This is a genomic window from Rathayibacter sp. VKM Ac-2801, assembly GCF_009834245.1.
In the GTDB taxonomy this organism is placed as follows: Bacteria; Actinomycetota; Actinomycetes; order Actinomycetales; family Microbacteriaceae; genus Rathayibacter.
Map to the genome: position 1 here is coordinate 539,512 of NZ_CP047183.1, position 14,956 is coordinate 554,467.

Genomic DNA, 14,956 nt, shown 5'->3' on the forward strand with positions numbered 1-14,956 from the left:
CCGGTGGCAACGCCTCCGCCCCTGAGGCGCATCCGAGAAGCCTCGGCGGGATCGGGTACCGGACGTCCGCGCCAGGAGTAGGACCAGATCGAGCTGCGGCGGCCACTCACAGACGGAACACGGAGCGGAGCCGTGCACAGCAGCACAACGAGAGACGTCCCGCTGATCCGTCTCCTTGCGGGACGCGCGACCGGTCTCCGCCCTCGCCGCTCTCGTGCCGGTTCATCCCACGGCGCGGGCACTGTCGATCGTCCTCGGTGGGATCACTCTCGCTCAGGTCGCAGGCGTCCCCGTGGAGAGGACTCGGTCCGCATGGTGATCGTGGGCTCGACAACGGTCGGTCGAAGCGAGCGGATCCTCCCCGCGCCGGACGCCCTCCGCACCCCGCCGCCTGCCAGCGATCGGCACGCGCAACCACGGGACCCCGAGTGTCACCGACGTGATGGCTCAGTGCAGCTCGGTGCCTCGGCCGTCCGCGGGACTCGCTGCTCAGAGGGATTCGAGCACGTCGAGCGCCCGCTGCACCCCGTCCTCCCGCCGCATGAGTCGGCCTACCTCAGCCGCCCGCTGAGCTCGGGACAGGGCGTCGCTCATCGCGGGTACGAGGGTGCCGGACGAGAAGCGGCGCAACGGGATCGGGGCCGCGGCCACCCCCTGTCGATGCAGGTGAGCAGCCCAGAACGGCTGGTCGGCGGTGACGGGCACGACGACGGCGGGAACGCCGGCCCGGGCGACGGCGTGGGAGGTGCCGGCCCCGCCATGGTGCACGGCGAGCGTCGCGCCCGGCAGCACCGCGTCGAACGGCGCCGACCGCACCACCAGCACATCGGGGCCGCGGCGCTCCGCAGGCAGCGCAAGCCCACCCCACCCGGTGACGAGCAGCACCCGCAGGCCGTGGGAGCGGGAGGCCGTGACGATCGCGGCCCCCCGGGCCGACGCGTCCCCCGTCGCCATGGAGCCGAACGAGGCGACGATGAAGGGGCCGGCGCCCAGGAAGTCGCCGACGACGGGGTCCGGGGACGCCGCCGTCGCCTCCTCGTACCAGGCTCCCGTCTGGTGCACCCGCTCCGGCCAGTCGTCGGGCCGCGGCAGCAGCGCGGGACTCACCGCCATGAGCGTCGCGCGCGACGGCGACCGCCGTGCGGGACGACGACCGCCCGGCAGCTCGGCAGCGGCGCGCGCCACATCCGCGTCGAAGAGGCGTGCGGCGGTGCGCGGCACGGCGTAGGTGAACCGGTTGTACGCGCCGAGATCGCGGGTGGCCGTGGGACCGCCGGCAGCGGGCAAGCGCTCGCTCGGGGTGGCCACCGGCGCGAACTCCACCAGCACGCGAGGGACACCGAGCGAGTCGGCCACCATCGGCGCACTGAGGATCAGCGGGTGGTGCACCACCACGTCGGGGTCGAAGGCGACCGTCTCCCGCACCGCGGCGGCGAGCATCCGCCGCATCGCGGGCCGCACCTCAGCGCGGAGGTGGTGCACGAGAGCCCACGGGGAGCGACCGGCAGGGGAGAGCACGCGGTGTGCGTCCAGACCGAGAGCCACGGTGTCGACCCCCTCGGGCGCGACCGCGTCGTCGGGCAGAGCCAGCCGCACCTCGTGACCGCGGGATACTGCGTGTCGGGCGAGGGCTGCGAAGGGTTCCACGTCGCCCCGGGTGCCGGCGGTGAGCAGCATCATGCGCATCCGCCCAGTGTGGCCGCAACCCCCTGCCCCGCGCTGATGTGAGCCGCATACTCTCGGTCGTGTGACTGATGGCAGAGGGCAGACGTCGCGCACCGCGCCGTCCGCTCCAGGGCTGGCCGTGCGCCGTCTCGTGCACATCTCGCGCCCGGTGCTGTGGATCAACACCATCGGCTCCGGCCTGGTCGCCGTATGGCTCACCGGCACGCTGTTCGACCTGCGGGCCCTGCCGATCATCCTGTGGCTCACCCTGCCGTTCAACCTGCTGATCTACGGCGTCAACGACATCTACGACCAGGACACGGATGCGGCCAATCCCCGCAAAGGCTCCCTCGAGGGCGCCAGGATCCGGCAGTCCGAGGTGCGGCTCATCGCCTGGGCCGTCGCCGTGACCAACGCCCCGTTCCTCGTCTACTTCCTCCTCGCGCTGCCGCCCCTCGCGAACGCCGCGATCCTGCTCTACGTGGGCGTCTTCGTCTTCTACTCCGCACCGCCGCTGCGCTTCAAGGCGCGGCCCTTCCTCGACTCGCTGAGCAACGCGGCCTACGCCCTGCCCCTGGTCATCGTGCCCGCGGCCATCGAGGTGTCGCCGGTCTGGCCCGCCGCCCTCGGCCTCATGGCCTGGAGCGTGGCCAAGCACGCCTTCGATGCGGTCCAGGACATCGTGGAGGACCGGGACGCGGGCATCACCACCACCGCGGTGCGGCTCGGCGCGCGGGGGACTGCTCTGTGGAGCGGGTCCTGGTGGATCGTCTCCACGGCGCTGTTCGCTGTGGTGAGCGTGCCCGTGGCCGCCGTCAACCTGCTGATCGCCGGCATCCTGGTCGTGTGCCTGCTGCGCGACCCGACGCCGGAGACCGGTCACCGCCTCTACCGCCTGTCGGTCGCTTTCCCGTACATCGCAGGATCATTCGCCGGGGTGCTGCTCATGGTCTCGATCGTGCTGGTGGGCTACCCGTGAGCCGCATCGTCGTGGTCGGCGGCGGGATCGGCGGGCTCACCGCCGCCGCGCTTCTCGCGCACGCAGGCCACCGGGTCACCCTTCTCGAGGCCTCCGCCGAGCTCGGCGGCAAGAGCCGTCGCATTCAACTGGGGGAGGACCGGATCGACACCGGGCCGTCCCTGGTGACATTCCCAGCGGTGTGGGACGAGCTGCTGCGGCGACTCGGCAACGGCAGGCGCGCCGACGATCGCATCCGCGACGACGGCCGCCTCGACCTGGTGCGGATGCCCGAGGTGGGCCGCTACTACTACAACGGCGAGGAGACCTCCCTGCCGGTGGCACTCGAGCACCCCTGGTACCCCGCCTGGCGACGGTTCTCGGACCTGCACGCGCCCCTCGCCGACGATGTGACCGAGCTGCTGCTCGCCGACCCCCTCGACCGGGCCGCCCTCCCGGCTCTCCGCAGGCTGCTGGCCGTCTACGGCTCGCGACTCACCACACGCGCTTACCTCGACAGCCTGCCGTGGCTGCCGGAAGGGCTGCGCGAGATCATCGCGATCCACACCCTCAACGCGGGCGTCTCCCCCTCACGCACCCCCGCCCTCTACGCGAGCATGCCGGCGATCATGGCGGAGACCGGAGCCTGGGTGCCGCGCGGTGGAGTGTACGAGATCGTGCTCGCGCTGGGCCGGCTGGCCGAGGCGGCCGGGAGCGAGGTGCGCACCGGCGAGGCCGTCACCCGCATCGAGCGCGGGTCGGTCACCACCGACGTCGGGCGCTATCCCGCCGACCTCGTCGTCAGTGCGGTGGACGCCGACCGGCTCGCCTCTCTGATGGCTCCGTCGCGCATCCCGGCGCTCCCCCGCCTGCGCCCGCGCACCCTCTCCTGCTCGGCCATCGCGGTGTACGGCGTGCTGCGGGAGGAGCTGCCCGCGGACTTCGCGACGCACAGCGTGGTGCTGCCGACGAAGCCCGCTGCGCTGCACCGCAGCCTCGAGGCGGGCGATGAGCCGGCGGACACCATGGTGTTCGTCAACCAGTACCGAGCGGGCGAGGTGTACCCGAACCCGCGCAGCACCGTCGGCATCCTGCTCACCGCGCCCGCCGACGGTGGGCACTACACGGCCGAGCACCCCTTCGTGCGGCGCGAGGTCGACCGCGTCTCGAGCGCGATGGGACTCGACGGGCCCCTCACCGAATTCTTCGACGAGCAGATGGTGCTCGATCCGCAGTACTACGGCGGAGGCGGCGAACCGCACGGCGCGCTCTACGGGGCGGCGCGTCCGCCATGGCTGAGCGGGCCGTTCCACCGCCCCTCCTACAACGACCCCTGGCGACCCTGGCTGTGGCGGGTCGGCGCGTCGGTGCACCCGGGCGGCGGTATCCCAGCGGTGGTGGGCGGCGCGATGATCGCGGTGACCCGGCTGCTGAAGTCGACGCCGGTCTGACCCGGGGCCTCTCCTCCTCGACGTCGCCCCGGAGACTGACCAGCGAATGCGGTGTCGTGCCGTCGCGAAACGAGACGGCGACGACCGCCGGCGTCCCGAAGGGCGGCCTCGTGCACCACTTCCGCGTGCGCGCGGCGCTCGCTGAGGTCCGCTGCGGTCGCCGACATCTCGGCCGATCGCGGCCGAACGGTGCGCCTGATGAGCGGCGCTCGTCGGAAAGTTCACTCAGCTATACATCACCGTTCACCCACGGACGCGGCGATCAGGAGTGTGCTGAGGCTGCCCCTTTCCGGGGCCTTCATCCTCGAGGAGTTCACGACGTGACACGACTGCTCCGCTCCGCGCACCGCGGACGCTCCGCCCTGGCCCTCACGGCCGCCGCCCTCGTCTGCGGCGCCGCTCTGGCCGCCCCCAGCGTGGCGACCGCCGTCGGAGCCGCCGATCTCGGCGCCACCGGCGGCGCCGCCCGCATCTCCCCCGTCGACGCCGACCTCTCCGACTCGCTGCGCGCGGCGGTGAAGGAGCAAGACGCGAAGAACGTCATCCTCCTCATCGGCGACGGCATGGGCGACTCCGAGATCACGGTCGCCCGCAACTACCAGTACGGCGCGGCCGGCCGCTTCCCCGGCATCGACGCCCTCCCTATCACCGGCCAGTACACGACGTACTCCCTCTACCGCGCCGACGACCCGGCCACGGGCGCCGTCAAGGGCGCTCCGGACTACGTGCCCGACTCCGCCGCTACCGGCAGCGCCTGGGCCACCGGCACCAAGACCTACGACAACGCGATCTCGGTCGACATCGACCAGGAGCGCAAGGACACCCTCCTCGAGATCGCCAAGGCGAACGGCCTGAAGACCGGCAACGTGACCACAGCCGAGATCCAGGACGCGACTCCCGCCGTGCAGGCCGCCCACGTCGACGCTCGCAGCTGCTACGGCCCCGACAGCCCGACCTGCGGGAACGACGCGCTCGAGAACGGCGGACTCGGCTCGATCAGCGAGCAGATCCTCGACACCCGCGCCGACCTCACCCTCGGCGGCGGCGCGGCCAGCTTCGCGCAGGTCGCCCGCGCCGGCGACTGGAGCGGGGAGCCCCTGTTCCAGCAGGCCGCCGAGCGCGGCTTCCAGGTCCTCGGCGACGCGACCACTCCCGCCTCCGCCTCGCAGCTCGACGCCCTCACCGTCGCCGACCAGGACGCGCCCGTGCTCGGCCTGTTCAACTCCGGCAACCTGCCGGTGCGCTACGCGCCCACCCCGGCGACGGTCGGAGGAGCGGACGCCGCCCCCCAGACCTGCGTCGCGAACCCGGCACGCCCCGCCGAGCAGCCCACGCTCCGCGCGATGACCGAGAAGGCGATCGACCTCCTCGACACCGGCGACAAGGGCTTCTTCCTCCAGGTCGAGGGCGCCAGCATCGACAAGCAGGACCACGCCGCGAACGCCTGCGGCCAGATCGGCGAGACCGTCGACCTCGACGAGGCCGTGCAGGCCGCGCTCGCGTTCGCCGAGGCCGACGGGAACACCCTCGTCATCGTGACCGCCGACCACGCCCACTCCAGCCAGATCGTCGACTCCACCCCGCCCACCTCGCTCAGCACCGCGCTGAAGACCGTCGACGGCAGCACCATGAAGGTGTCGTACGGCACGGCCGCCGAGGGCGGATCCCAGCAGCACACCGGCTCGCAGCTGCGCATCGCGGCCTACGGACCGGGCGCGGCGAACGTCGCCGGCCTGACCGACCAGACCGACACGTTCTTCACCATCACGAACGCGCTCGGAGTGGACCGCGACATCCGCTCGATGAGCTTCGGAGCCACCGCCGAGCTCTCCGGCTCGTCGGTCGCCCCGGGAGCCGACATCACCCTCACCGCCAAGGGCTTCAACGGGGACACGCAGCTGATCGGCTCCGCGCCCCTGTTCACGGACCGCACCGCCACCCGCGACCTCGCCGGCGGCGGCCTCACCGTGACCGCGAAGGCGCCCACCACGCCCGGCGACTACAGCGTCACGGTCACCGGCGACCAGACCGGCAAGGCGATCACCCTGCCGTTCACCGTCACCGAGCGTCCGAAGTCGGACACGCCCATCGCCGACAAGGTCAGGGACCTCGGCGGGAAGCTGATCGGCAAGATCCGCCAGCACTGACCCCTCGACCGCGATCCTCCCCACGAGCTGACAGCGGTCGGAGACACCGGAAGGGCCGCCCCTCGGGGCGGCCCTTCCTCACGGGGGGCGACCCGGCCGAGCGCAAGAGGAAGATGGACACATGTCGAAGAAGATCGAATCCGCCTACCGCAGGCTCGCTGACGCGCTCGAGAAGCACGCCGAGCTCGCCTCCGGGAAGAAGAGCCGCCGCGGCCGCATCGAGAGTGCCGCCGCCGACGTGAAGCGAGCCGCGATCACGTACGCCGCCGCCGTCTCCGCCCGCACCGACACCGAGAGCCCGTTCAGCGACATCGCCGACCCGCGTCTGGACCGGCCCACCATCGCCTCTCTCACGGCGGAGCGGGACGCTCTGAGCCGGCGCCTCGCCGAGACTCCCCTGACGGCGACCGACCTCCAGGTCCCGCTGCCGTCGCCGGACTCGTCCCAGTAGCCCTCGAAGGCCACCTGGCCGCGGGTTCTGGTCGGTCGAGCGCCGCGATGCTCGCGTGCGCTCCGTGTCGGATGATCGGACCAGGGCCGTCCTCTTCGCAGTCGCTGTGCATGTCGCGCGGTTCGGCGTCATCACGGGGGCACTCGCTACGGCATCCGCGGTCGGGGTGCCCGGCTGCACCTCCTCTCACGTCGGCCCTCTCCTGCTCTTCCGTACTCGGCTGGAACCGCGTCCCAAATCGTCCGATACAGACCGGAATCGGCGCCCGCTGAGCCAGCCCTCTACGGGAGACCGACCGCAGCGAAGAGGCACTTCGGCTCCGGCCGCTGTCGGCTCTCGAGGACGGCGACGACGTCGGGCATTCTTCTCGGTCGCGCGCCTCGGAGGCGGCGCGGCGCTCTCGGCCTGAGAATGGAACAGTGGATCAGGACAGCATCAGCATCGCCTCCGAACTCGCCCAGGTGTCGAAGCACTGGACGCCCCGGGTCGTCGGGCGCGTGAACGACCAGTACGTGAAGGTCGCGAAGCTCCTCGGCGAGCTCGTCTGGCATTCCCACGATGAGGAGGACGAGATGTTCCTCGTCGTCTCCGGACACTTGCGCATCCAGCTCGAGAACCGTCCTGACGTGCACCTCGCCCCGGGTGAATTCTTCGTCGTCCCCCGCGGTGTACGTCACAACCCGGTTGCTGAGGACGAGGTCGAGATCGTGCTCATCGAGACCGTCACCACTGCGCACACCGGCGACGTCCTCGTCGCCGGAACGGTGCCGATCGAGGCACAGCTAGGTCGATCCTCCGAGCAGTCGGGCTGACGATCGGGATCGATCCGGCCCTTCGCCGAGGAGGTCGAGGGGTCCAGGATGCGCGCGACCCCGGTGACACGGCGTCGGATCGCCGTCGGTCGGGACGCGATGAACGGGACGCCCCGTTGAGCGATCGTCCTACGGGCCGTCGGGTTCGGCTAGTCGACGGTCGTAGTCGGCCAGCTCATTCCGCATCTGCTCGACCGACCTCGGCGTGAAGCGCCTCACCTGCAAGTCGAGGATCGCATCGGCCACCACGTCGCTGACCTCGAACTCTGCGGCGACAGCTGCTCTCTCGTCGTCAGGACCTCCCGAGACGTTCGCGCACGTCCGAAACAGCTTCTCGGCGTTCTCGATAGCTGTGATGTAGGCGCTGACGATCTCGGTCCGTGTCTCGAGGTTCTGACGTTCGTCGTCGTCCATGCGGTCACCGTACCGGCCGACGCGACCTGGATCCGAGCACTCGTCGCATCGTCTACTCGGTCGAGTGAGCCATCCTGTAGGGGGATCGCCGGCCGGGCGTCGAGGATCTGCTGGCCGGAACCGCAGGCTGTCCGACAGGCTGAACGAAACGGAAGGGGCGACCGATGGCGGCAGGGTTCAGAGGTGGACGTTCGTCGTCCGAGGTGCGACTCACTCAGTGGAAGTGGTTCAGTCGCGCAGGAGCACCGACGGAGCGTGTTCTCATCGGAGTCTCTCTCGTTGCGATCGTCGGCGGCAACCTCGTTTTCGACGCACTGAACCCGGACGCCGTTCCCCTTGCTGCTCGCCTGGCGGTACTCGTCGGTGCGTTCATCGTATTGACCGTTCTGCCGCTCGTCGTGCACGCGATTCGCCGACCGGCACCGTACGCCGACCTGTCGGCCAAGACGGTGCGCGTACGCTCACGGGTCACGCCTTTCGCGTCGTTCACCACAGCACGGAGGATCGAGACCGGCCGGTCGAAGCAGGTCGTCCTCGAGGTGTCGGCGCCAGGCGAGAAGGTGCTTCTCGAACTGCGCGACAGGCTGGGCCGCGTCACCACCGACCCCACGCAGGACGCGATCGTGACGTTCCTCCAGGGAAGCCGTGTCGCGATGCCGTCCTCTTCGGAGGATCCCACCGGCCGGTTCGCTCACGTGAACTTCCCGCAGCACCTCACCCGCGAGCAAGCCATCGAACTCGCCTCCCACCCGCTGACGAGCCCCGACATCGGCGCCGGCCATCACGACGTCGAGGCGCCATCGCGCGGCGAGTCGACGATCGGGTAGGGGATCGCCGAGCGGCCGCCCTCCGCACAGACTGAGCCCATGACGTCGGTGGAACCACTCAAGGCGCGCCCTCGCGACGACACGCAGATGGATGCACTGTTCAGCTCGGGGTGGCCGGCGTTCATCTCCGCCGACCGCCTCGCGGAGGAGCACCTGCCGCAGGTGCGCGAGCGGTTCACCCGGTTCGAGCTGGTGGTCCTCGATGAGGACATGCCGGTTGCTGTGGGCTGGGCGGTGCCGGTCCGGTGGGACGGCACTCGCGGGGGTCTGCCCGCCGGGTACGGCGACTCCCTCCGCAGGGCGCTCGAGGAAGAGGACGAGGCGACGACCCTCGTCGTCTGCGCCGCGCAGGTGCATCCGGACCGCACCGGCGCCGGCCTCGCTGGAACGCTGCTCGGCGCGTTCCGCGACCTCAGCGTCACCGGCGGGTATGAGCACGTGATCGTGCCGCTGCGCCCGACGATGAAGCCGCGCTACCCGCTGACCCCGATCGACGTCTACGCGGGCTGGAGACGTGAGGACGGGCTGCCGCTGGACCCGTGGCTGCGCACACACGTGCGGATGGGTGCGACCATCCTCGGCGTCGCCCCGCGGTCGCAGGTGATGACCGGCACCGTCGCCCAGTGGGAGGAGTGGACCGGGATGGCACTGCCGGCGTCGGGGGAGTACGTGATCCCCGGTGGGCTCTCGACCCTGCGCGTCGACCGCGACGCGGACGAGGGGCTCTACGTGGAGCCGAACATCTGGGTGCAGCACCGCTGAGCAGGCGGTGTTCCGTTCGGGGATCGCTGAGCGGACGCGCATGCCCTGGGAGCTGCTCTCTGAGCGCTCGGCTCTCCGAGAGCGCCCTCGAGGTCTGTGCAGCGCTGGGGGGACCGGATCGGGTCTCCCACTCTCGCGGTGCATCGTCGTTCTATGAACGTGTGGGGTCGCGAGGACGCCCATCGTTCGTAACGGCATCACGGATGCCGAGAGCAAGGAGGAGACCCATGCGTGGAGTGGTCATGCACACTGCCGGCGATGTTCGAGTGGAGGAGCGGGAGGACCCGACGATCGTCCACCCCACCGATGCCATCGTGAAGCTCACCGCTACGTGCATCTGCGGATCGGACCTGTGGCCCTACCGCGGTGTGGAACCGGCGGATCATCAGGCGATGGGTCACGAGTACGTCGGCATCGTCGAGGAGGTCGGCGCGGACGTGAAGACCGTGAAGCCGGGCGACTTCGTCGTCGGCTCGTTCGTCATCTCCGAGAACACCTGCGAGATCTGCCAGGCAGGCTTCCAGTCCAAGTGCGTTCACGCCGAGTTCGTGGCGGCGACCATCGGCACGCAGGCCGAGAAAGCTCGGATCCCCTACGCCGACGGGACCCTCGTCGCCACCCCAGGACAGCCGGACGCGGACCTCATCCCGTCGCTGCTGGCCGCTTCCGACGTCCTCGGAACCGGCTGGTACGCCGCGGTCGCGGCCGAGGCCGGACCCGGTAAGACGGTGGCCGTCGTCGGCGACGGAGCAGTGGGACTGATGGCGATCCTCGCCGCGGAGCAGCTCGGTGCAGAGCGCATCATCGCCATGTCGCGGCACAAGGACCGGCAGGAGCTCGCCCGGTTCTACGGAGCGACCGACATCGTCGAGGAGCGCGGCGACGAGGGTGTCGCACGGATCAAGGAGCTCACCGGCGGCCTCGGAGCCCACTCGGTCGTGGAAGCGGTCGGCACGCAGGAGTCCTTCATGCAGGCCGTCGGCGCCACCCGCGGAGGCGGCCACCTCGGCTTCGTCGGCGTGAACTACGGCGTGCAGCTCCCCGGCATCGACCTCTTCATGGCCGGCATCCACACCCAGGGCGGGCCGGCTCCTGTCCGCCGGTTCCTGCCGGACCTGATTCAGCTGATCTGGGACCGCACGATCGACCCGGGCAAGGTCTTCGACCTCACCCTCCCGCTCGAGCAGGCGCCTGAGGGCTACAAGGCCATGGACGAGCGTCGCGCGACGAAGGTCCTCCTCACCCTCTAGCCACCACCGCCCCGAGGCGCCGAGGTGCCTCCCGCAGACCTCGGCGCCTCGGCGTCCTAGCTTGGAGCGATGATGAATTGAAAGAGCGACATCCGGGAGTTCCTCATCTCCCGCCGCGGCAACCTAACGCCGGCCGACGCCGGGATCCCTGTCCTCGGCGGTGAACGCCGCGTCCCTGGTCTGCGCCGCGAGGAAGTCGCGATGCTCGCGGGAATCAGCGCGGACTACTACACCCGGCTCGAGCGCGGCGGACTGGAAGGCGCCTCGGACAGCATCCTGAACGCGATCGCGCGTGCCCTGCACCTCGATGACGTCGAACGGGAGCACCTGTTCGACCTCGCTCGGACAGTCCCACTCACCCTCGCGGCTCAGCACGGCGACGCCTCCTCGCCCCCCGCGGTTCGCGAGTCGGTCCAGCGCGTCCTCGACAACATGGCCGTGCCGGCCGTCGTCATCGACGCCGCCCAGACGCTCATCGCGTCCAACCTCGCCGGCCGCGCCCTCTTCGCCCCGCACTTCGAAGCGGAGCACCCCAACCTGGCGCGCTTCATCTTCCTCGACTCCCGAGCACGAGACTTCTACGAGGACTGGTCCCTCGCCTGCAGCCTCACTGCCGCGATGCTCCGGTTCGAAGCAGGTCGAGATCCCCTGAACGCCGAACTGACAGCACTCATCGGAGAGCTCGCCACGCGAAGCCCGCAGTTCCGGATCGATTGGGCCGACCGCGACGTCCACGAGCACCGCACCGGACGGAAGATCTACCGGCATCCCGCTGTCGGCGACCTCGACCTCACCTACGACGTGTTCGAGATACCTGGCGAGAACGGGCTGTCGATCACCACCTACACCGCCGACGATGGCTCCGACACCGCGGACAGACTCACCCTCCTCACCAGCGGGGCGGCAACTCGCTCGCGCACATGAAGCTCACGTTCATCGAGCTGCTCGAGGGGATCGGTCGGTCCCGTATCGGGATCCCTCAGCGGTGCGGCACAGCCGCCTGCTCGATGGTCGCCGTGATGACGGCGACTCCCGCTTCTTTCGCTTCGTAGGCGACAGCGGGAGGGACGTCCGGGAGGGTGATGATGGTGTCGAGGTCTCGGAAGGTTCCGAAGCGGTGGGCGGCGGTGCGGGTGAACTTCTCGGGGGTGGAGACGAGAACGACGCGCCTAGAGGATTCGATGGCGGCTCTCTTGACCTGGGCGTCGCCCCAGCTCGCGACGGTGAGGCCGGTTTCGGGGTCGGCGGCGCAGGCGCCGAGGATCGCTGTGTCGAAGCGCATCGCGCGGACCGCTTCTGCTGCGCCGGCGCCGGTGAAGGCGAGGTCGTCGTGCCCGACCGGTCCGCCCGGCACGATGACCTCGTTCCCCGGGGTTCTCGCCAGTGCTGCTGCGGCGTGAAGGGAGAGCGCGAACGCGGTGATGCCGAGGCCGGCGAGTTCTTCTGCGACCGCCAGCGCGGTCGTCCCGTTGTCGATGAGGACGCTGTCGCCGGGAGCGATCATCGCGGCGACCGTCCGCGCGAGTACGGTCTTCTCGGTGGAGTCCTCGCTTCGCCGTATCGCGAACGGATACTCCGATCCGCGCGTCGTGACGGGCGCTGCGCCGCCCCGGACGCGCCGGAGCGCGCCCTGCTCGGCAAGCTCGGTCAGGTCCCGGCGGATGCTGATGGCAGAGGCGCCAGTGAGGGTGACGAGCTCGCTCACGGATCGCTCTCCGGAGTCGACCGCCCGAATGATCACTCTTTGACGTTCTGATCGTTGCACGTGATCACTCTAGTTCGTACGGTGCAACCCATGACAAGGACAAGCAGGGCCGGGCTCGCAGCTCCGGCGGGTGTGGGCATCATGTTCGCGAGCAACGGGGCGCTGTTCGCGGCGCTCCTGCCCTGGTATCCGCTGCTGACGCAGCGGCTGGGGCTGAGCGCGGCGGAGTTCGGGATCGTGGTCGCGTCGTTCGCGGTCGGAGCGATCGTGTCCTCCGCTCTGCCTGCTCCGCTGATCGCGCGGTTCGGTGCGACCCCGGTGGTCATCGCGGGGACGGTGCTGGTCGGGCTGGCGGTCGCGGGGGCCGCGTGGGCGACGTCGGGGTGGATGCTCGCCTCAGCGATCTTCCTGATCGGGTTCTTCGACGCGATCGTGGACGTCGCGCAGAACCTCGCCGGCATCCGCGTGCAGGAGCTCGCGGGCCGCTCGATCCTCTCCTCGATGCACGCCCTGTGGAGCCTGGGCGGTGTCGCCAGCGGCGCGATCGCCACCCTCGCCGCGGCGAGCGGAGTGGATGTGCGGCTCTTCCTCGCGGCGGCCGCCGCTGCGGGCGTCGTCCTGGTGGTCGTCGGTGATCGACTCGTGGGTCGCGCCGCCGACGCTCCTGCCGCGGACTCCGCAGGGAGCGCGCGCAGCGGGGGAGCGCGGAAGGTGGTGTTCCTGGCGGCGCTGCCGCTGATCGCGATCGCGATCGGCGGGACGATGCTCGAGGACGTCGCGAACAACTGGGCGGCGATGTCGGCGGTGGAGATCGGGGGTATGCCGGTCGGCCTCGCCGGGCTCGCGTTCACCGTCACGATCGGCAGCCAGTGCATCGGCCGCTTCTCCGGCGACCTCCTCATCGGCCGCTTCGGCCGCGCCGCGGTCGCCCGCGTGGGCGGCTTCCTCATCGCCACCGGCGCGCTGCTCGTCGTCACCACCCACGAGCAGGTCGCCACGCTGCTGCTGGGCCTCGCCCTCGCGGGCTACGGATCCGCCACCCTCGTGCCCAGCGCGATGACCGCCGCCGCCACGCTCCCGGGCGTCAGCGCCGGAGCGGGAGTCACCCTCGTGAGCTGGCTGATGCGTCTCGGCTTCCTCGTCACCAGCCCCGTCATCGGCGCCCTCACCGATGCGACGAGTCTGCGGTGGGGACTGTGCGTGCTCGTCGTCGTCGGCGTCACCGTCTCCCTCCTCGCCCAGAACCTGGCCGCCGCCCCGGCGCCCGTCCGCTCGCTGCGCCCGTTGGAGAACCACCGTGACCGTTGACACCTCCCGCCACTCGCTGACCGCCTGGCGCAACGCGGTCATGGTCGTGTTCGCCCTGGGAGGTGTGACCGTCTCCACCTGGGGACCCCGACTGCCCAGCATCCGCGACTCCCTCGGCATCGGAGACGCCGTGATCGGAGTCGCCCTCGCCGGAGTCACCGTCGGCTCGATCACCGGCCTCAGCGTCTCCGCGCTGCTGCTCGCCCGCTTCGGACCCGTCCGCGCGATCCTCGGCGCGCTCCTCGTCATCGCCGCCGGCATCGCCGTCGTCGGCCTCGGCGCCGGCGTCGCCCAGTCCCTGCCAGCCACGATCGCCGGGTTCATCGCGATCGGCGCGGGCGTCGGCTCGCTCGACGTGATGATCAACGTCCAGGGCGCCGCCGTCGAAGCGGCGATCAAGAAGACCCTGATGCCCCTGCTGCACGCAGCATGGTCCGCCGGCGCCATCCTCGGCTCCGTCATCGGCGCCGCCGCCTCCGCCCTCGGCGTCCGCTTCGAATGGCAGTTCTGCGCCGAAGCCGTCCTCATCGCCGCCGCCGGCCTCCTCTCCGTCCGCTATTTCCCCAACGACGCCGCGGTCGGCGCGGAGGACATCGAGGCGCACGCGCCCGGGTGGCGCCAGCGCCTGCGCACCCTCGCCGACCGGCGGCTGCTGCTGATCGGCGTCGTCATGCTCGGCGCCGAGCTCGGAGAGGGCACCGCGAACAGCTGGCTCTCCCTCTCCGCCCGCGACGGCCACGGTCAGACCGAGACCGTCGCCGCGCTCTTCTTCACCCTCTTCGCCGTCGGCGAGACCATCGCCCGCGTCGTCGGCGGACCCGTCGTCGACCGGATCGGCCGCGTCCGGACGATCCGGATCACCACCGCCGTCGGCGTCCTCGGCCTGGTCCTGTTCATCCTCGGCGGACCCACCTGGCTGATCCTCATCGGCACCGTCCTCTGGGCCGTCGGCGTGTCGATGGGCTTCCCGCTCGGAATGTCCGCCGCGGCCGATAGCGGCCCTAACCCCGCTGCCCGCGTCAGCGTCGTCGCCTCCGTCGGCTACCTCGCCAACCTCGCCGGTCCGCCGATCATCGGCGGTCTCTCCGAGACGTTCGGGCTGCTGAACGCCTTCTGGCTCGTCGTCGCCCTCCTCGCCGCAGCGTTCCTCGCCGCCGGCGCCTACGCGCCCAGCCGCACCACCACTCCGACCGACTGACCACCCGA

The 14,956-nt window shown here is 70.8% G+C and carries 14 protein-coding genes; 11 read left to right on the top strand and 3 right to left on the bottom strand.

Annotation, left to right across the window (positions count from 1 at the left end):
* Window positions 1–489 precede the first annotated feature (489 nt).
* Complete coding sequence (locus GSU45_RS02440) at window positions 490–1,686, bottom strand: glycosyltransferase (RefSeq protein WP_159912407.1); 1,197 nt, start codon at window positions 1,684–1,686, stop codon at window positions 490–492.
* 61 nt (window positions 1,687–1,747) lie between these two features.
* On the opposite strand from GSU45_RS02440, the gene GSU45_RS02445 reads away from it, so the two are divergent.
* From GSU45_RS02445 to GSU45_RS02465, 5 genes are all read left to right on the top strand, one after another.
* On the top strand, window positions 1,748–2,644 hold the full coding sequence (locus GSU45_RS02445) for a UbiA family prenyltransferase (protein WP_159912409.1): 897 nt from the start codon (window positions 1,748–1,750) through the stop codon (window positions 2,642–2,644).
* A complete protein-coding gene (locus tag GSU45_RS02450; RefSeq protein ID WP_159912411.1) occupies window positions 2,641–4,074 on the top strand; it encodes an FAD-dependent oxidoreductase in 1,434 nt (477 codons plus the stop codon). The genes GSU45_RS02445 and GSU45_RS02450 overlap by 4 nt, the downstream gene beginning before the upstream one ends.
* Window positions 4,075–4,394: 320 nt before the next feature.
* On the top strand, window positions 4,395–6,221 hold the full coding sequence (phoA, locus tag GSU45_RS02455) for an alkaline phosphatase (RefSeq protein ID WP_244248185.1): 1,827 nt from the start codon (window positions 4,395–4,397) through the stop codon (window positions 6,219–6,221).
* A 121-nt stretch (window positions 6,222–6,342) separates the two neighbouring features.
* Window positions 6,343–6,672 carry a hypothetical protein gene (locus GSU45_RS02460; RefSeq protein WP_159912413.1) on the top strand — a complete coding sequence of 110 codons (330 nt, stop codon included), beginning with the start codon at window positions 6,343–6,345 and terminating at the stop codon, window positions 6,670–6,672.
* Between the two features lie 419 nt (window positions 6,673–7,091).
* Window positions 7,092–7,484 carry a cupin domain-containing protein gene (locus tag GSU45_RS02465; RefSeq protein WP_244248186.1) on the top strand — a complete coding sequence of 131 codons (393 nt, stop codon included), beginning with the start codon at window positions 7,092–7,094 and terminating at the stop codon, window positions 7,482–7,484.
* Between the two features lie 129 nt (window positions 7,485–7,613).
* Here GSU45_RS02465 and GSU45_RS02470 read toward each other — a convergent pair whose 3' ends face one another.
* Window positions 7,614–7,898, bottom strand: coding sequence for a hypothetical protein (locus GSU45_RS02470; RefSeq protein ID WP_159912415.1), 285 nt, complete (start codon window positions 7,896–7,898; stop codon window positions 7,614–7,616).
* A 164-nt stretch (window positions 7,899–8,062) separates the two neighbouring features.
* On the opposite strand from GSU45_RS02470, the gene GSU45_RS02475 reads away from it, so the two are divergent.
* The 4 genes from GSU45_RS02475 (at window position 8,063) to GSU45_RS02490 (ending at window position 11,661) form a co-directional block, all read left to right on the top strand.
* Complete coding sequence (locus tag GSU45_RS02475) at window positions 8,063–8,725, top strand: hypothetical protein (protein WP_159912417.1); 663 nt, start codon at window positions 8,063–8,065, stop codon at window positions 8,723–8,725.
* A gap of 39 nt (window positions 8,726–8,764) precedes the next feature.
* Complete coding sequence (locus GSU45_RS02480) at window positions 8,765–9,487, top strand: hypothetical protein (protein WP_159912419.1); 723 nt, start codon at window positions 8,765–8,767, stop codon at window positions 9,485–9,487.
* A gap of 227 nt (window positions 9,488–9,714) precedes the next feature.
* Window positions 9,715–10,737 carry a zinc-dependent alcohol dehydrogenase family protein gene (locus tag GSU45_RS02485; RefSeq protein WP_208543479.1) on the top strand — a complete coding sequence of 341 codons (1,023 nt, stop codon included), beginning with the start codon at window positions 9,715–9,717 and terminating at the stop codon, window positions 10,735–10,737.
* Between the two features lie 201 nt (window positions 10,738–10,938).
* Window positions 10,939–11,661, top strand: a complete 723-nt coding sequence (locus tag GSU45_RS02490; RefSeq protein WP_348272086.1) for a helix-turn-helix transcriptional regulator — start codon at window positions 10,939–10,941, stop codon at window positions 11,659–11,661.
* Between the two features lie 55 nt (window positions 11,662–11,716).
* Here the strand turns inward: GSU45_RS02490 and GSU45_RS02495 are convergent, their stop codons facing one another.
* Window positions 11,717–12,502 carry a DeoR/GlpR family DNA-binding transcription regulator gene (locus tag GSU45_RS02495; protein ID WP_159912424.1) on the bottom strand — a complete coding sequence of 262 codons (786 nt, stop codon included), beginning with the start codon at window positions 12,500–12,502 and terminating at the stop codon, window positions 11,717–11,719.
* Between the two features lie 30 nt (window positions 12,503–12,532).
* On the opposite strand from GSU45_RS02495, the gene GSU45_RS17205 reads away from it, so the two are divergent.
* Together GSU45_RS17205 and GSU45_RS02505 are read left to right on the top strand one after the other, a co-directional pair.
* On the top strand, window positions 12,533–13,750 hold the full coding sequence (locus GSU45_RS17205) for an MFS transporter (protein ID WP_244248187.1): 1,218 nt from the start codon (window positions 12,533–12,535) through the stop codon (window positions 13,748–13,750).
* Window positions 13,740–14,948, top strand: coding sequence for an MFS transporter (locus tag GSU45_RS02505; protein ID WP_244248188.1), 1,209 nt, complete (start codon window positions 13,740–13,742; stop codon window positions 14,946–14,948). The genes GSU45_RS17205 and GSU45_RS02505 overlap by 11 nt, the downstream gene beginning before the upstream one ends.
* Window positions 14,949–14,956: the final 8 nt, after the last annotated feature.